This window comes from Micromonospora citrea (assembly GCF_049629545.1).
GTDB classification, from domain to species: domain Bacteria; phylum Actinomycetota; class Actinomycetes; order Mycobacteriales; family Micromonosporaceae; genus Micromonospora; species Micromonospora citrea_A.
The window spans coordinates 1-14,834 of record NZ_JBNADX010000030.1 but is presented as its reverse complement, the minus strand read 5'-3'; the positions used below and the strand labels follow the sequence as shown (position 1 = coordinate 14,834).

15 protein-coding genes are annotated in these 14,834 nt (G+C 72.2%); 12 read left to right on the top strand and 3 right to left on the bottom strand.

Annotated elements, in window-relative coordinates:
• Positions 1-86: 86 nt before the first annotated feature.
• The 8 genes from ACPFP2_RS25545 (at position 87) to ACPFP2_RS25510 (ending at position 7,942) form a co-directional block, all read left to right on the top strand.
• Positions 87-623 (top strand): DUF4240 domain-containing protein, encoded by a 537-nt coding sequence (locus ACPFP2_RS25545; RefSeq protein WP_424092151.1) that lies wholly within the window; start codon positions 87-89, stop codon positions 621-623.
• 306 nt (positions 624-929) lie between these two features.
• Entirely contained in the window at positions 930-2,807 is a 1,878-nt protein-coding gene (gene lepA / locus ACPFP2_RS25540; RefSeq protein ID WP_424092149.1) for a translation elongation factor 4, read from the top strand.
• Between the two features lie 316 nt (positions 2,808-3,123).
• Positions 3,124-3,411: a GlsB/YeaQ/YmgE family stress response membrane protein gene (locus ACPFP2_RS25535; protein WP_334615312.1), complete on the top strand. Its 288-nt coding sequence runs from the start codon at positions 3,124-3,126 to the stop codon at positions 3,409-3,411.
• Between the two features lie 215 nt (positions 3,412-3,626).
• The gene (locus tag ACPFP2_RS25530; protein WP_210778208.1) at positions 3,627-3,914 is read left to right on the top strand and encodes a GlsB/YeaQ/YmgE family stress response membrane protein; all 288 of its coding nucleotides are present in this window, start codon (positions 3,627-3,629) and stop codon (positions 3,912-3,914) included.
• A gap of 206 nt (positions 3,915-4,120) precedes the next feature.
• Complete coding sequence (locus ACPFP2_RS25525) at positions 4,121-5,410, top strand: sugar ABC transporter substrate-binding protein (protein ID WP_424092147.1); 1,290 nt, start codon at positions 4,121-4,123, stop codon at positions 5,408-5,410.
• On the top strand, positions 5,407-6,390 hold the full coding sequence (locus ACPFP2_RS25520; RefSeq protein WP_424092145.1) for a carbohydrate ABC transporter permease: 984 nt from the start codon (positions 5,407-5,409) through the stop codon (positions 6,388-6,390). Before ACPFP2_RS25525 ends, ACPFP2_RS25520 begins: the two co-directional genes overlap by 4 nt.
• Positions 6,390-7,220 (top strand): carbohydrate ABC transporter permease, encoded by an 831-nt coding sequence (locus ACPFP2_RS25515; RefSeq protein ID WP_424092143.1) that lies wholly within the window; start codon positions 6,390-6,392, stop codon positions 7,218-7,220. Before ACPFP2_RS25520 ends, ACPFP2_RS25515 begins: the two co-directional genes overlap by 1 nt.
• A 77-nt stretch (positions 7,221-7,297) precedes the next feature.
• Positions 7,298-7,942: an MOSC domain-containing protein gene (locus ACPFP2_RS25510; protein ID WP_424092142.1), complete on the top strand. Its 645-nt coding sequence runs from the start codon at positions 7,298-7,300 to the stop codon at positions 7,940-7,942.
• Here the strand turns inward: ACPFP2_RS25510 and ACPFP2_RS25505 are convergent, their stop codons facing one another.
• Both ACPFP2_RS25505 and ACPFP2_RS25500 read right to left on the bottom strand, forming a co-directional pair.
• Positions 7,943-8,806: a hypothetical protein gene (locus ACPFP2_RS25505; protein WP_424092234.1), complete on the bottom strand. Its 864-nt coding sequence runs from the start codon at positions 8,804-8,806 to the stop codon at positions 7,943-7,945.
• Positions 8,807-8,900: 94 nt separating this feature from the next.
• Positions 8,901-9,683: an enoyl-CoA hydratase-related protein gene (locus ACPFP2_RS25500; RefSeq protein ID WP_424092140.1), complete on the bottom strand. Its 783-nt coding sequence runs from the start codon at positions 9,681-9,683 to the stop codon at positions 8,901-8,903.
• A 19-nt stretch (positions 9,684-9,702) separates the two neighbouring features.
• Here ACPFP2_RS25500 and hemW point away from each other — a divergent pair, with 19 nt between their 5' ends.
• Entirely contained in the window at positions 9,703-10,926 is a 1,224-nt protein-coding gene (gene hemW, locus ACPFP2_RS25495; RefSeq protein WP_424092138.1) for a radical SAM family heme chaperone HemW, read from the top strand.
• 40 nt (positions 10,927-10,966) lie between these two features.
• Here the strand turns inward: hemW and ACPFP2_RS25490 are convergent, their stop codons facing one another.
• The gene (locus tag ACPFP2_RS25490) at positions 10,967-11,575 is read right to left on the bottom strand and encodes a DUF4870 domain-containing protein (RefSeq protein ID WP_424092137.1); all 609 of its coding nucleotides are present in this window, start codon (positions 11,573-11,575) and stop codon (positions 10,967-10,969) included.
• Between the two features lie 250 nt (positions 11,576-11,825).
• On the opposite strand from ACPFP2_RS25490, the gene hrcA reads away from it, so the two are divergent.
• From hrcA to ACPFP2_RS25475, 3 genes are all read left to right on the top strand, one after another.
• Complete coding sequence (gene hrcA, locus ACPFP2_RS25485) at positions 11,826-12,848, top strand: heat-inducible transcriptional repressor HrcA (protein ID WP_424092135.1); 1,023 nt, start codon at positions 11,826-11,828, stop codon at positions 12,846-12,848.
• Between the two features lie 76 nt (positions 12,849-12,924).
• Positions 12,925-14,067, top strand: coding sequence for a molecular chaperone DnaJ (gene dnaJ / locus ACPFP2_RS25480; RefSeq protein ID WP_424092232.1), 1,143 nt, complete (start codon positions 12,925-12,927; stop codon positions 14,065-14,067).
• A gap of 1 nt (position 14,068) precedes the next feature.
• Complete coding sequence (locus ACPFP2_RS25475; protein ID WP_424092133.1) at positions 14,069-14,803, top strand: 16S rRNA (uracil(1498)-N(3))-methyltransferase; 735 nt, start codon at positions 14,069-14,071, stop codon at positions 14,801-14,803.
• The last annotated feature ends 31 nt before the right edge of the window (positions 14,804-14,834 follow it).

Here is a 14,834-nt window from a genome sequence, read left to right as displayed (position 1 = left end):
GACCGGCGGTGCCCGCGACTCGCCGGGAGGTTCCCGTTGCCCGGGTCGGGGCGGGGCCGGGAGTGGGTCTGGGAGACTGCCAGGCCATGAGGACCGACGACTTCTGGCACCTGATCGACCAGGCCCGGACCGGCGCCGGGAGCGAGCCCGACGCGGTCGCCGCCCGCGCGGTCGCCCTGCTCGCCGAGCGTGACCCGGAGGAGATCGTCGGGTACGCCCACCACCAGCGGCGGGTGCTCGCCGCCTCGTACAAGGTCGACCTGTGGGGCGCGGCCTACCTGATCAACGGCGGCGCCTCCGACGACGGCTTCGAGTACTTCCGGGGCTGGCTGATGACTCAGGGCCGGGCGGTCTTCGCCCGGGCGGTCGGCGACCCCGACTCGCTGGCGGAGCTGCCGCGGGTCCGGGCCGCCTCGCTCAGCGGCGAGGAGTTCGAGTGCGAGGACATGCTGGCGGTGCCCTGGCAGGCGTACCGGAAGGCGACCGCGGCGGAACTGCCGGCGGAGCGCGACCCGGTCGCGGTGCCGGACCTCAACGACTTCTGGGACTTCGACGACGAGGACGAGGCCCGACGGCGGCTGCCCCGGCTGGCGGCCCTCTTCGTCGAGCCGCCTGCGGAGTGAGCCAAGCGCCTGCGGAGTGAGGCAAGCGCCTGCGGGGGTGGGCCGGGCGGCTGCGGGGTGAGCCGGGCCGTCGGCAAAGTGGCCGCCCATGCCGGGCGGCCGCCGCGGTGGCCGGCCCATGCGGCGAGGCCGCCGGCCGGTCGCGTGCCCTCGCCGTGGGACCGCACGGCCGCCGCGGGTACCGGCCGACCCGGCACGGGGCGCGGCACCCAGGAGTGATCGGACCGCGTCCCGAGCGACGTGGGAGCATAGAGGGGGCCGGCGGCGCGCCGGCCCGCTCACGTCAGCCGACCAGAACGGACCGCTGTGCCACCGACGCTCGATCCCGGCGCGAACGCTCCTGGTGCCACCGACCCGGCGCGCATCAGGAACTTCTGCATCATCGCCCACATCGACCACGGGAAGTCGACCCTGGCCGACCGGATGCTGCAGCTCACCGGCGTGGTCGATCCCCGGCTGATGCGCGCGCAGTACCTCGACCGGATGGACATCGAGCGCGAGCGTGGCATCACCATCAAGAGCCAGGCCGTCCGGATGCCGTGGACCATCCGGGAGGGTGAGCGGGCCGGTGAGCAGGCCGTGCTCAACATGATCGACACCCCGGGCCACGTCGACTTCACCTACGAGGTGTCCCGCTCGCTGGCCGCCTGCGAGGGCGCGATCCTGCTGGTCGACGCCGCCCAGGGGATCGAGGCGCAGACGCTGGCCAACCTCTACCTGGCGCTCGAGAACGACCTGCACATCATCCCGGTGCTCAACAAGATCGACCTGCCGGCCGCCCAGCCCGAGAAGTACGCCGAGGAACTGGCGCACCTGATCGGCGGCGACCCGGCGGACTGCATCAAGGTCTCCGGCAAGACCGGCGCGGGTGTGCCGTACCTGCTCGACGAGATCGTCCGGCAGTTCAAGCCGCCGGTCGGCGACGCCGAGGCGCCCGCCCGGGCGATGATCTTCGACTCGGTGTACGACGTCTACCGTGGCGTGGTCACCTACGTCCGGGTGATCGACGGGCGGATCAGCGCCCGTGACCGGATCAAGATGATGTCCACCGCCGCGGTGCACGAGCTGCTGGAGATCGGTGTCATCTCGCCGGAGATGGTGAAGGCCGACGCGCTCGGCGTCGGCGAGGTGGGCTACCTGATCACCGGCGTGAAGGACGTCCGTCAGTCCCGGGTCGGTGACACGGTCACCATCAACTCCCGGCCGGCGGCCGAGGCCCTGGGCGGCTACAAGGACCCGAAGCCGATGGTCTACTCGGGTCTCTATCCGATCGACGGCTCGGACTACCCGAACCTGCGCGACGCGCTCGACAAGCTCAAGCTCAACGACGCGGCGCTGGTGTACGAGCCGGAGACCTCGGGCGCGCTCGGGTTCGGCTTCCGCTGCGGCTTCCTCGGCCTGCTGCACCTGGAGATCATCCGGGAGCGGCTGGAGCGTGAGTTCAACCTCGACCTCATCTCCACCGCGCCCAACGTGGTCTACCGGGCGATCCAGGAGGACGGCGAGGAGGTCGTGGTCACCAACCCGAGCGAGTACCCGACCGGCAAGATCGCCGAGGTGTACGAGCCGACGGTGCGGGCCACCGTGCTCACCCCGAACGACTACGTCGGCGCGGTGATGGAGCTCTGCCAGGGCCGCCGGGGCAACCTGATGGGCATGGACTACCTCTCCGCCGACCGGGTGGAGCTGCGCTACACGCTGCCCCTGGCGGAGATCATCTTCGACTTCTTCGACCAGCTCAAGAGCCGGACGAAGGGGTACGCGTCGCTGGACTACGAGCCCTCCGGCGAGCAGGCGTCCGACCTGGTCAAGGTGGACATCCTCCTGCACGGCGAGCCGGTGGACGCGTTCAGCGCGATCGTGCACAAGGACAAGGCGTACTCGTACGGCACGTCGATCGCCGCGAAGCTGCGCAACCTGATCCCGCGCCAGCAGTTCGAGGTGCCGATCCAGGCGGCGATCGGCAGCCGGGTGATCGCCCGGGAGACCATCCGCGCCATCCGCAAGGACGTGCTCGCCAAGTGCTACGGCGGTGACATCAGCCGTAAGCGCAAGCTGCTGGAGAAGCAGAAGGAAGGCAAGAAGCGGATGAAGATGGTCGGCCGGGTGGAGGTTCCCCAGGAAGCCTTCATCGCCGCCCTCTCCTCCGACTCCGGGGACGGCAAGGCGCCCGGCAAGAAGTAACGCCCACCGATACGACGAGTCACGGCCGGCACCCCCCGAGCGGGCGGGTGCCGGCCGTTTCCGATCCGTGCTCTCAGCTTCCTCTCAGCTCTCCCAGGTTTTTTTCAGCCGCCCGGTGGTCCTGCCGGTGCGCCTCGACACCACCCCTGAGCTGCGATTGCGCGTGCACCGCAGCAAGCGACGCGGGCCGGATGGATCGACAGCGGACGACCCATGGGTGGGTGAGTCGGTTTGGTTTTTCGGGCGGTCGGGAACTTAGCGGTCACGACAGGAACCACACACACCGTGTGACTCAATCTTGAGGAGGAGGGCGACCGTGGAGCTCACCGTTTGGGGCATCATCACCGCGATCGTTGTTGGTCTCATCGTCGGCGCTCTGGGCCGCCTGGTCGTGCCGGGCCGCCAGAACATGCCGATCTGGCTGCACATGCTGATCGGCGTCGGCGCCGCCCTGCTGGGCACCGTGCTCGCCCGTGCCATGGGCATCGCCACCGAGACCGCCGGCATCGACTGGGGCGAGCTGCTGGTGCAGGTCGTGCTCGCCGCCATCGCCGTGGCCCTGGTGGCCGGCGTGGGTCGCCGCCGCAGCGTCACCCACCGGTAATCACCGCAGCGCACGCTCGGCGGGCGCCCGTACCCCTCGGGGACGGGCGCCCGCTCGCGTCCGCGCCGGTGCTCGTCGTCCTCGGCGGCGGGCGGGAGTGCGCCTCCTGCGTCGATCGTCCCCGGGGGCCGGTTTGGGATTCGGCGGCATCGGGAACCTATCGATCACGACAGGAACCACACATCGTGTGACATACCTAGAGAAGGAGGACGGTCGTGGAGCTCACCGTCTGGGGCATCATCACCGCCATCGTGGTCGGTCTCATCGTCGGCGCTCTGGGCCGCCTGGTCGTGCCGGGCCGCCAGAACATGCCGATCTGGCTGCACATGCTGATCGGCGTCGGCGCCGCCCTGCTGGGCACCGTGCTCGCCCGTGCCATGGGCATCGCCACCGAGACCGCCGGCATCGACTGGATGGAACTGCTGGTGCAGGTCGTGCTCGCCGCCATCGCCGTGGCCCTGGTGGCCGGCGTGGGTCGCCGCCGGAGCGTCACCCACCGGTAAGCAAGCGAAACGCTCGTCGAACGGGCGCCCGACCGTCAGGTCGGGCGCCCGTTCCGCGTACCCGGAGGGTGGTTCGCGGGCCTGCCCCGTGCCTCGCCGGCTGCGGTACGGTCGCCTCGCCCGTCGCCACCCCTGTCGTAAAGGAATTTTTCCTACTAGGGTGCGGCAGAGAAGGTTAGTGCCAGACGGCGCGAGGGAGAAGTGGCGTGAACAGGTGGAAGCGGCTGGCTCCGGTCACCGCCGTCGTGGCCTCGGCCGCGATGGTGCTCGCCGGATGCGGAGGCTCGGGCGACGACGAGGCGGCCGACAACAGCAAGCTGACGGTCTGGATGATGGGCGAGGGGAGCGACGCCCAGACGAAGTTCCTCGACGGCGTCGAGACCGAGTTCCGGCAGAAGCACCCGGACACCGACGTGGTGGTGCAGTACATCCCCTGGCTGGAGGCGCCGAAGAAGTTCCAGGCGGCGCTCGCCGGCGGTGAGGGCCCGGACGTCACCGAGCTGGGCAACACCGAGACCCAGGGCTGGGCGGCCCAGGAGGCACTCGCCGACGTCAGCGGCCGGATGTCCGGCTGGGCGGAGAGCAAGGACATCCTGCCCGACCTGGTGCGCAACGCGCAGCTCGACGGCAAGCAGTACGGCGTCCCGTGGTATGCCGGCGTCCGGGCCATCTACTACCGCACCGACTGGTTCGCCGAGGCCGGCGTGCAGCCGCCGAAGAACTGGGACGAGCTGGTCGCCGCCGCCAAGGCGGTGCAGGCCAAGAAGCCGGGCACCTACGGCATCGCCCTGCCCGGCAACTCCGAGCTGCCCTTCTACTCCTTCCTCTGGGGCGCCGGCGGCGAGATCGCCACCAACCAGGGCGGCAGCTGGAAGTCCGGCTACACCAGCCCGGAGGCCCAGAAGGCGGTCAAGTTCTGGACCGACATGGTGACCGTGCACAAGATCGCTCCGCCGGCCGCCGCCGGTTGGAACGAGATCGACGCCCGTACCCAGTTCGCCACCGGCAAGGCGGCGATGGCCTTCGCGGGCAGCTGGCAGGCCAACGCGATCAAGAAGGACAACCCCGAGATCGAGAAGGTCTGGGGCACCTTCCCCATCCCCGGCCCGGACGGCAGGCCGGCCCCGGCCTTCGCCGGCGGCTCGGACATCGCCCTCTGGCAGGACAGCAAGAAGCAGGACCTGGCCTGGGACTACCTGACCGTCCTGCTGAACAAGAAGAACGCGCAGAGCTTCGCCGGCAGCCTCGGCTTCTTCCCGGTCTACTCGGACCTGGTCAGCGGCGGGAACTACGCCAACGACAAGCTGATGGCGGCGTTCGCCACCACCATGCAGAACACCAAGGTCACCCCGCTCACCCCGAAGTGGGTCGAGGTCAGCCGGACCAAGACGGTGACCCAGGCGATGAACAGCTCGGTGATGAAGGGGCAGAAGACGGTCGAGCAGGCCACCACCGACGCGGCCGCCGAGATGGAAAGCATCCTCAACGCCAAGTGACCACGCTGACCGAGGACACCGGGACGGCCGCCGCGCGGGAGACCCCCGCGCGGCGGCGGCCCCGGGTGGACCGCCTGCCGTATCTGCTCCTGCTGCCCTGCCTGGTGGTCATCGGGGTGCTGCTGCTCTGGCCGCTGGGCCAGGTGGTGGCGATGTCGTTCTACAAGCTGGACAGCGTCCGGCAGTTGCGCGGCGACCGCGAGTGGCCCTGGGTCGGGCTGGCCAACTACACCCAGATCCTCGCCGACCCGTTCTTCCGTACGGTGCTGCGCAACACGGTGCTGTTCGCCGCGGCGAACGTGGCGCTGACGATGATCCTCGGCACCCTGGTCGGGCTCCTGCTCAACCGGCTCGGCAGGAAGATGGCCACCTTCGTCGCGAGCTGCGTGATGCTCGCCTGGGCGACCCCGGCGCTGACCGGCACCATCGTCTGGAAGTGGATCTTCGACGACACCAGCGGCCTGGTCACCTGGCTGTTCAACAAGCTGCCCGACGGGCTGTCGCAGGCGCTGTTCGGGCGCAGCGACTGGACCGGCTACGGCTGGTTCAACTCGCCGCTGCTCTTCTTCGCCATCCTCACCCTGGTGGTGGTCTGGCACTCGTTCCCGTTCATCGCGGTGAGCGTGCTGGCCGGGCTGAAGAGCGTGCCGAGCGAGCTGCACGAGGCGGCCCGGGTCGACGGCGCGGGCCCGTGGAAGGTCTTCTGGAAGATCACCTTCCCGCTGCTGCGACCGGTCTTCGGCATCCTGGTGGTGCTCTCCACCATCTGGGACTTCAAGGTCTTCACCCAGCAGTTCGTGCTGGCCGGCGGCACCCAGGACCGGCCCACGTTCATGCTCTCCATCTATTCGTACGCCGAGGCGTTCTCGCCGCCGCCCAAGTACGGCGTGGGCTCGGCGATCGCGGTCATCCTCACGCTGATCCTGCTGGTGGTGACCGGCCTCTACGTCCGGATGGTGCTCAAGCAGGAGGACGAGTAGTGAAGAAGGTCGCCCTCAACGGCGCGGGCCTGCTGGTGGCGCTCTTCGCGGCGTTCCCCGTGTACTGGATGATCGCCACGTCGCTGAAGCCGAACGAGGAGATCTTCTCGACCACGCCGCGGCCGGTGCCGGCCGAGCCGACACTGGCGCACTACCGGGAGATCCTCACCGGCAACCTGATCCCCGGCGTGACCTTCGCCGACTTCTTCCTCAACAGCGTCATCGTCGCGGTGAGCACGGTGGTGCTCAGCGGCCTGGTCGCGCTGCTGGCCGCCACCGCGGTGGCCCGGTTCCGGTTCAAGCTGCGCACCAGTTTCCTGATCATGCTGCTGGTGGTGCAGATGATCCCGCTGGAGGCGCTGGTCATCCCGCTGTTCCTGATGATCCAGCGGCTCGGCCTCTACAACACCCTGCCCAGCCTGATCCTGACGTACCTGGGCTTCTCGCTGCCCTTCGCGATCTGGATGCTGCGCGGTTTCGTCGCCGCGGTGCCCAAGGAACTGGAGGAGGCGGCGGCGATCGACGGGGCCAGCCGGGCACAGACCTTCCGCCGGATCCTCTTCCCGCTGGTCGCGCCCGGACTGGTGGCGACCAGCATCTTCTCCTTCATCACCGCCTGGAACGAGCTGATCTTCGCGTTGACCTTCGTCAACGACCAGGACCGCTACACCCTGCCGGTGGCGATGACGTTCTTCTTCGGGCGGGACGACACCGCCTGGGGCTCGGTGATGGCCGCCTCGACGCTCTTCACCCTCCCGGTGATCGTCTTCTTCCTGCTGGTGCAGCGCCGGATGGTCTCCGGGCTGGTCGCGGGCGCGGTCAAGGGCTGAGCCCGCCGACGCCCGGCTGACGACGGCCGGCGCGGGTGGGGTCACGGGGACCGGCGGTCGTGGCTAGGCTCTCGGCCATGACGGGCAGGGTGGCGGCGGTGAACCTCGGCGTGGTGACCGAGGCGCAGTGGGCGGGCGACGCGAGCGGCCGCAGCGGGATCGACAAGCGACCGGCCGACGGGCCGGTGGCGGTGCGCTTCGCCGGGGTCGACGGCGACTTCATCGGCGAGCGGGCCCACCACGGCGGCCCCGACCAGGCGGTCTACGCGTACGCGGCGGAGGACGCCGAGTGGTGGTCGGCGGAGCTGGGCCGCACCGTACCGCCCGGCGGCCTCGGCGAGAACCTGACCACCTGGGCGGTGGACGTGACCGGCGCGGTGATCGGGGAACGCTGGGCGATCGGCTCGACCGTGCTCCAGGTGACCAAGCCGCGCACCCCGTGCGCCACCTTCGCCGGCTTCTGGGGCGTGCCCGACCTGATCAAGCGGTTCACCGTCCGGGCGGCGCCCGGGGCGTACCTGCGGGTGCTGCGCGAGGGGGAGATCGGCGCGGGCGACCCGGTCGAGGTGCTGGACCGGCCCGCGCACGGCGTCACCATCGGTGAGGTGTTCCGGGCGATGGGCCTGGAGCCCGAGCTGCTGCCCCGGCTGCTCGACGCCACCGACCTGCCCGAGCCGATGTTGGAGAAGGTCCGCCGCCGGGTAACCGGCGCCCGTCCCTGATCAGCGCTCGGCGAAGACCTCCGCCAGCACCTGCGCGTCGGCCGGGCGGCCGCCGGAGACCTTGGTCCAGGTGCCGTCCTCGGCGGTCCACTCCAGGCCGGCGAAGCGGACCCGCTTCACCCCGTGGTCGGTGGCGTGCGACACCAGCCAGTGCGCGTACCGCCAGCCGTCGCGGGGGTCGGCGGCCGGCACGGTGAGCCCGGTGAGTTCAGCCGCCGGGCCGGTGCCCGCCAGCCCCCAGTCCAGCGTGAGGCCGCGGGTCAGCGCGGCGGCCGCCGCCTCGCCCCGCATCGCCGGGGTACGGCCCACGGTGCAGGCCACCGCGCCGGTCGCCTCGCCGAGCAGGGCGCGGGTCAGCACCTCCGACTCGTCCGCCCACTTCTGGTACGCGGTGGGATAGGCCGACCGCTGGACGGCCTGCGCCGCGTCGGTGACCCGCATCTTCTCCCAGCCACGGACTTTCTTCAGCGCGGCGTAGAACCGGTTCGCCGCGTACCGCTGGTCCTGGATCTGCGCCGGGGTGCCCCAGCCCTGGCTGGGCCGCTGCTGGAAGAGGCCGAGCGAGTCCCGGTCGCCGTGCGAGAGGTTGCGCAGGCCCGACTCCTGGTACGCGGTGGCCAGCGCCACGACCACGGCCCGCTCGGGCATCTCGCGCTGGATGCCGATCGCGGCGATCGTGGCGGCGTTGGCCATCTGGTCGGCGTCGAGCAGCACCCGGCCGTCGGCCTGGACGGTGCAGGTGCGGCTGGCGATGGGGATCCGGAGGCCGCTGCCGACGAGTTGTCGGACGGCGTAGACGCCGAGCAGGGCGACCACCGCGACCACGACACCGGCTGCCACGATTGCCCGATTTCGCACCCGCACCTCCTGTTTCACGGTCCCCAAGCGTACGTCCCGAAAACTCGAACGGGGTCGGCCGACCGGTTCACGTTCCCGGGAGCAAAGCTGCGAAACGGGATCAGTCCACCGGCACCCAGGCCGCGTTCCTCTTCTCCCGGAAGGCCAGGACGCCCTCGCGGCCCTCGTCGGAGAGGAAGTAGCCGGTGGAGATCGCGGAGAGCCCGGCGATCTCGGCGCGCAGGTCGGTGGCGGCCGGGCGGCGCAGCAGGTCCTTCGCCCCGGCGAGGGCCTTCGGCGCGCCCCGCACCAGCGAGGCGCAGTACCGCCGCACCGCCTCGTCCAGCCCGTCGGCCGGCACCGCGGCGGTCACCAGGCCGACCTCGGCGGCCCGCCGGCCGTCGAAGGTGTCCCCGGTCAGGTACAGCTCGGCCGCCGCGCGCGGGTGCAGCCGGGGCAGCACGGTGGCGGAGATGACCGCCGGGACCACCCCGATCCGCACCTCGGTGAAGGCGAACGTCGCCTCCTCGGCGCAGACCGCCAGGTCGGCCGCCGCGATCAGGCCCAGCCCGCCGGCACGCGCCGGACCCGCCACCTTCGCCAGCACCGGCTTCGGGCACTCCCAGACCGCCGCCAGCACGTCGCCGAGCATCCCGGCGGGCACCGTGCCGCTGGCGTACGCGGCCGCCGTCTCCTTGAGGTCCGCACCGGAGCAGAAGACCGGGCCGGTGTGGTCCAGCACGATCACCCGGACCGCCTCGTCGGCGACCGCCGCGGCGATCCCGTCCAGCAGCTCGGTCATCAGCGGGGTGGAGAGCGCGTTGCGGTTGTGCGGACTGTCCAGGGTGAGCGTGGTCACCCCGCGGGCCGTGGCGACCCGCACGAGGCGGTCGGGAGAGGTCATGCCGGGCACACTAGTGGCCATGCCCGGCGTCCTTCCAGATGGCGAGACCGTTCCCGCCGACGGTTCGCTGCCCGCCACCGCCCTGCGCGCGGTCGGCGCGCGCGGCTTCGGCGTGTACGTGCACGTCCCGTTCTGCGCCAGCCGCTGCGGCTACTGCGACTTCAACACGTACACCGCCGCCGAGCTGGGTGGCGGCGCGGACCGCGAGTCGTACCCGGACACCGTCCTCGCCGAGCTGGCGCTCGCCGCCCGGGTGCTCGGCGACGCCCGGCCGCCCCGGGTGGACACCGTCTTCGTCGGCGGCGGCACCCCGACCCTGCTGCCCGCCGACGACCTGGCCCGGATCCTCGACGGCATCGACCGCACCTGGGGGCTGGCCGCCGACGTCGAGGTGACCACCGAGGCCAACCCGGAGTCGGTGACCCCGGAGTCGCTGCGGACCCTGCGGGCGGCCGGATACACCCGGATCTCGCTGGGCATGCAGTCCGCCGCCCCCGGGGTGCTGGCGGTGCTGGACCGCACGCACCGCGCCGGGCGGGCCGTCGCCGCCGCCCGGGAGGCCCGCGACGCCGGGTTCGCGCACGTCAACCTGGACCTGATCTACGGCACCCCGGGGGAGCGCGCGGAGGACTTCGCCGCCTCGCTGGACGAGGTCGTCGCCGCCGGGGTCGACCACGTCAGCGCGTACGCCCTGATCGTGGAGGACGGCACCCGGCTCGCCGCCCGGATGCGCCGGGGCGAGCTGCCGTACCCCTCGGACGACGTGGCGGCGGACCGCTACCTGGCCGCCGAGGCGGCCCTCGGCGCGGCCGGTTTCGCCTGGTACGAGGTGTCGAACTGGGCCCGCTCCGAGGCGGCCCGGTGCCGGCACAACCTGCTCTACTGGACCGGCGCGGACTGGTGGGGCCTCGGCCCGGGGGCGCACAGCCACGTCGGCGGGGTGCGCTGGTGGAACGTCAAGCACCCCTCCGCGTACGCGAAGCGCCTCGCCGCGGGGGAATCACCCGGACTGGCCCGGGAGGTCCTGACCGCCGACGAGGCGCACATGGAGGACGTGATGCTGCGGCTGCGGCTCGCCTCCGGGCTGCCGCTGGACGCGCTGGAGGCGGCCGGTCGGGCGGGGGCCGACCGGGCGCTCGCCGGTGGCCTGCTCGATTCGGCCGCGTACGCGGCGGGACGGGCCGTGCTGACCCTGCGCGGCCGGCTGCTCGCCGACGCGGTCGTCCGCGACCTGCTGCCCTGACGGGACGGTCCGGCCGGCCGGGGGAGCGGCCGGCCGGTGCTCACTTCACGAAGTTGCCGGACATCGGATAGCGGTAGACGACACCCTCGGTGGCCTTCACGCCGCCGATGATGCCGAAGATGATCGGCACCACCGCGGTGATCAGCGGGACGAAGAAGAGCAGCCCGCAGGTGACCACGGCGAGGACGTAGCCGATCACGTTGGCGATCGCCCAGGTGATCTGGAAGTTCAGCGCGGGCACCGCGTGCGCCCGCACCGTGGGCGACTGCTGGCCCTTGGCGGAGTTCGCGATCAGCGGCGCCACCCAGCCGAGCAGGCCGCCGCCGACGATCACGCCGACCGGCCCGCCGAAGTGCGCGATGAGCGCCCAGGTCTTGTCGTCGCTGGTGGCGTATCCGCCGCCCGGAGCGCCGTACGCGCCGCCGGTCGGGTAGCCGGCGCCCCCGGGTGGGGGGTAACCGCCCGGCGGGGGGTAGCCGCCCGTCGGCGGCTGGTCGCCGGTGGGGGGCGGATAGCCCCCGGGCGGGGGATACCCGCCCGCGCCCGGTGCCCCGGACAGTGGTGCGGTGGGCGGCTCGTGGGAGGAGCCGAAGGGGGCGGTCGGTTCGTCCGGCCCGCCCGCGCCGGGAGGGCGAGGTGGTTCAGTCATGCACGTCACGGTAGGTGCTGTCCGCAACGGCGCACCAGAGCGACACCGCCCGAGGATGTCCGGCTGATCGGCTCTACCGTGGCGGTCCGGTCGGCGGGCCGCACCCGCCGTGGTCCGTCGCTGATCATCGCGTCGGCGGGGACGCCGACGTAGACTGGCACTCGGTACAGTCGAGTGCCAGAGCGTTGGCCGCCCGCGCGGTCCGGTGGCCCGGCCGCTCTGGGCCGGCGTGCGTGGAGGAGGTGGGGAGATGGGTCTCGACGACCGCAAGCTCGCCGTGCTGCGTGCGATCGTCGAGGACTACGTCGCCACGCAGGAGCCGGTCGGCAGCAAGGCCCTGGTCGAGCGGCACCAGCTCGGCGTCTCGCCGGCCACCGTCCGCAACGACATGGCGGTGCTGGAGGAAGAGGGCTACATCCGGCAGCCGCACACCAGCGCCGGCCGGGTGCCCACCGACCGCGGCTACCGCCTCTTCGTCGACCGGCTCTCCCGGGTCAAGCCGCTCAGCCCGGCCGAGCGCCGGGCGATCGAGCGCTTCCTGGTCGGCGCGGTCGACCTGGACGACGTGGTGCACCGCACCGTACGGCTGCTGGCCCAGCTCACCCGGCAGGTCGCCGTGGTGCAGTACCCGTCGCTGGCCCGCTCCTCGGTGCGCCACCTGGAGCTGGTGCCGATCTCCACCACCCGGTTGATGCTCGTCATGATCGCCGACACCGGCCGGGTCGAGCAGCGACTGGTCGAGCTGCCCGCGCCGATCCCGGCCGACGACGTCACCGACCTGCGCCGGCTGGTCAACGAGAAGCTGGTCGGCAGCCGGCTGTCGGAGACCCCGCCGCTGGTCCAGGCGCTGGTGGAGGAGTCCGCCCCGCAGTTGCGCCCGGCCATGACCACGCTCTCCACGGTGCTGCTGGAGACGCTGGTCGAGCGGCACGAGGAGCGCATCGCGCTGGCCGGCACCGCCAACCTGACCCGGGGCGGCCTGCTCGACTTCCAGGGCTCGCTGCGTCCCATCCTGGAGGCGCTGGAGGAGGAGGTCGTGCTCCTCAAGCTGATCGGCGAGGCCGAGCCGAGCACCACCCGGGTGCTCATCGGCGACGAGAACGAGGTCGACAACCTGCGCGCCGCCTCCGTGGTCAGCACCGGGTACGGCCCGGGCGCGACCATCGTCGGTGGCCTCGGGGTGCTCGGCCCGACCCGGATGGACTACCCCGGCACCATCGCCACGGTGAGGGCCGTGGCACGCTACGTGGGCGAGCTGCTGGCCCAGAACTGACCCAGGGCAGGGGCCGGTGGCCGGCTCCGGCCGACGACCGGCGCAACGCGAGACGAACATGAGGACACCGAACGCAGTGGCCAGGGACTACTACGGCATTCTCGGCGTGAGCCGGGAGGCCTCCGACGACGAGATCAAGCGCGCCTACCGCAAGTTGGCGCGGCAGTTCCACCCGGACGTCAATCCGGACCCGGAGGCACAGGAGAAGTTCAAGGACATCAACGCCGCGTACGAGGTCCTCTCGGACGACCGGAAACGGCAGATCGTCGACCTGGGTGGCGACCCACTGGCCCCGGGCGGCGGTGGCGCGGGCCCGGGCGGCCCGGGCGGGGCGGGCCCGTTCGTCGGGTTCCAGGACATCATGGACGCCTTCTTCGGCGGCGCCGGTGGCGCCGGTCGAGGGCCGCGTCCGCGTACCCGGCCGGGCGCCGACGCGATCCTCCGGCTGGAGCTGGACCTGCACGAGACCGCGTTCGGCGTCGAGGCGCCGATCACCGTCGACACCGCCGTGCTCTGCACGACCTGCTCCGGCGCGGGCACCGCGGCCGGCACCCACCTGGCCACCTGCGAGGCGTGCGGCGGCCGGGGCGAGGTGCAGTCGGTGCAGCGGACCTTCCTCGGCCAGGTGGTCTCCGCCCGCCCGTGCACGGTCTGCCAGGGGTACGGCACCACCGTCCCGCACCCCTGCCCGACCTGCGCCGGCGACGGCCGGGTGCGTACCCGCCGCTCGCTGACCGTGAAGATCCCCGCCGGGGTCGAGGACGGCATGCGGATCCGGCTCGCCCAGCAGGGTGAGGTCGGCCCGGGCGGCGGCACCGCCGGCGACCTCTACGTGGAGATCCACGAGCGGCCGCACGACGTGTACTCCCGCAAGGGCGACGACCTGCACTGCCGGGTCACCGTGCCGATGACCGCCGCCGCGCTCGGCACCCGACTGACCATCAAGACCCTCGACAGCGAGGAGACGGTCGACGTCAAGGCCGGCACCCAGCCCGGCAGCACGCTGCGGTTGCGCGCCCGGGGCGTGCCGCACCTGCGCGGCACCGGCCGGGGCGACCTCTACGTCCACCTCGACGTGCGGACCCCGACCAAGCTCGACGCCGACCAGGAGAAGATGCTCCGCGACTTCGCCAAGACCCGCGGTGAGGAGGTCGCCGAGCTGAGCAAGCAGGGCGGCTTCTTCTCCCGGATGCGCGACGCCTTCAACGGGCACGCCTGAGGTGTCCGCGCCGCTGTTCCTGGTCGAGGCGCTGCCCACCGGTGACACGCTGACCCTGGACGGCCCGGAGGGCCACCACGCGGCCACCGTGCAGCGGCTGCGCGTCGGCGAGGAGCTGCTGCTCGCCGACGGTCGGGGCGGCACGGCCGCCGCGGTGGTCCGCGCCGTCGGCCGGGGCGCCCTCGACCTCACCGTCACCTCCCGGGGGTACGTCGATGCGGACGTCCCCCGGCTGGTGGTGGTGCAGGGCATCGCCAAGGGGGACCGTGGCGAGTTGGCCGTGCAGGCGATGACCGAGGTCGGGGTCGACGAGATCGTGCCGTGGGCGGCGTCCCGGTCGGTGACGCAGTGGCGCGGTGACCGGGGCGTACGGGCCCGGGAGAAGTGGGTGGCGACCGCCCGGGAGGCCGCCAAGCAGGCCCGCCGCCCGTGGCTGCCGGTGGTGGCCGGCGCACCGGACGAGTCCACCGCCAGGGTGGCCCGCCGCATCGCCGGCGCGGGTGCGGCGTTCGTGCTGCACGAGGAGGCCGACGAGCGGCTGACCACCGTGGAGCTGCCCGCCACCGGCGAGATCGTGCTGGTGGTGGGCCCGGAGGGCGGCATCGCCCCGGTCGAGCTGACCGCCTTCACCGAGGCCGGCGCCCGCCCCGTCCGCCTCGGCCCGTCGGTGCTACGCACCTCCACCGCCGGCGTCGCCGCCCTCACCGTCCTCGCCACCCGCCTCTCCCGCTGGTAACCCCCCCCACCCCCCACCCCCCACCCCCCAC

What these genes read in the sequence shown, in the direction of transcription:
- ACPFP2_RS25490 (WP_424092137.1), bottom strand. Translation starts at nt 11,575, where the DNA reads ATGACTGAACCACCTCGCCCTCCCGGCGCGGGCGGGCCGGACGAACCG.
- hemW (WP_424092138.1), top strand. Translation starts at nt 9,703, where the DNA reads ATGCCCGGCGTCCTTCCAGATGGCGAGACCGTTCCCGCCGACGGTTCG.
- ACPFP2_RS25510 (WP_424092142.1), top strand. Translation starts at nt 7,298, where the DNA reads ATGACGGGCAGGGTGGCGGCGGTGAACCTCGGCGTGGTGACCGAGGCG.
- ACPFP2_RS25545 (WP_424092151.1), top strand. Translation starts at nt 87, where the DNA reads ATGAGGACCGACGACTTCTGGCACCTGATCGACCAGGCCCGGACCGGC.
- hrcA (WP_424092135.1), top strand. Translation starts at nt 11,826, where the DNA reads ATGGGTCTCGACGACCGCAAGCTCGCCGTGCTGCGTGCGATCGTCGAG.
- ACPFP2_RS25500 (WP_424092140.1), bottom strand. Translation starts at nt 9,683, where the DNA reads ATGACCTCTCCCGACCGCCTCGTGCGGGTCGCCACGGCCCGCGGGGTG.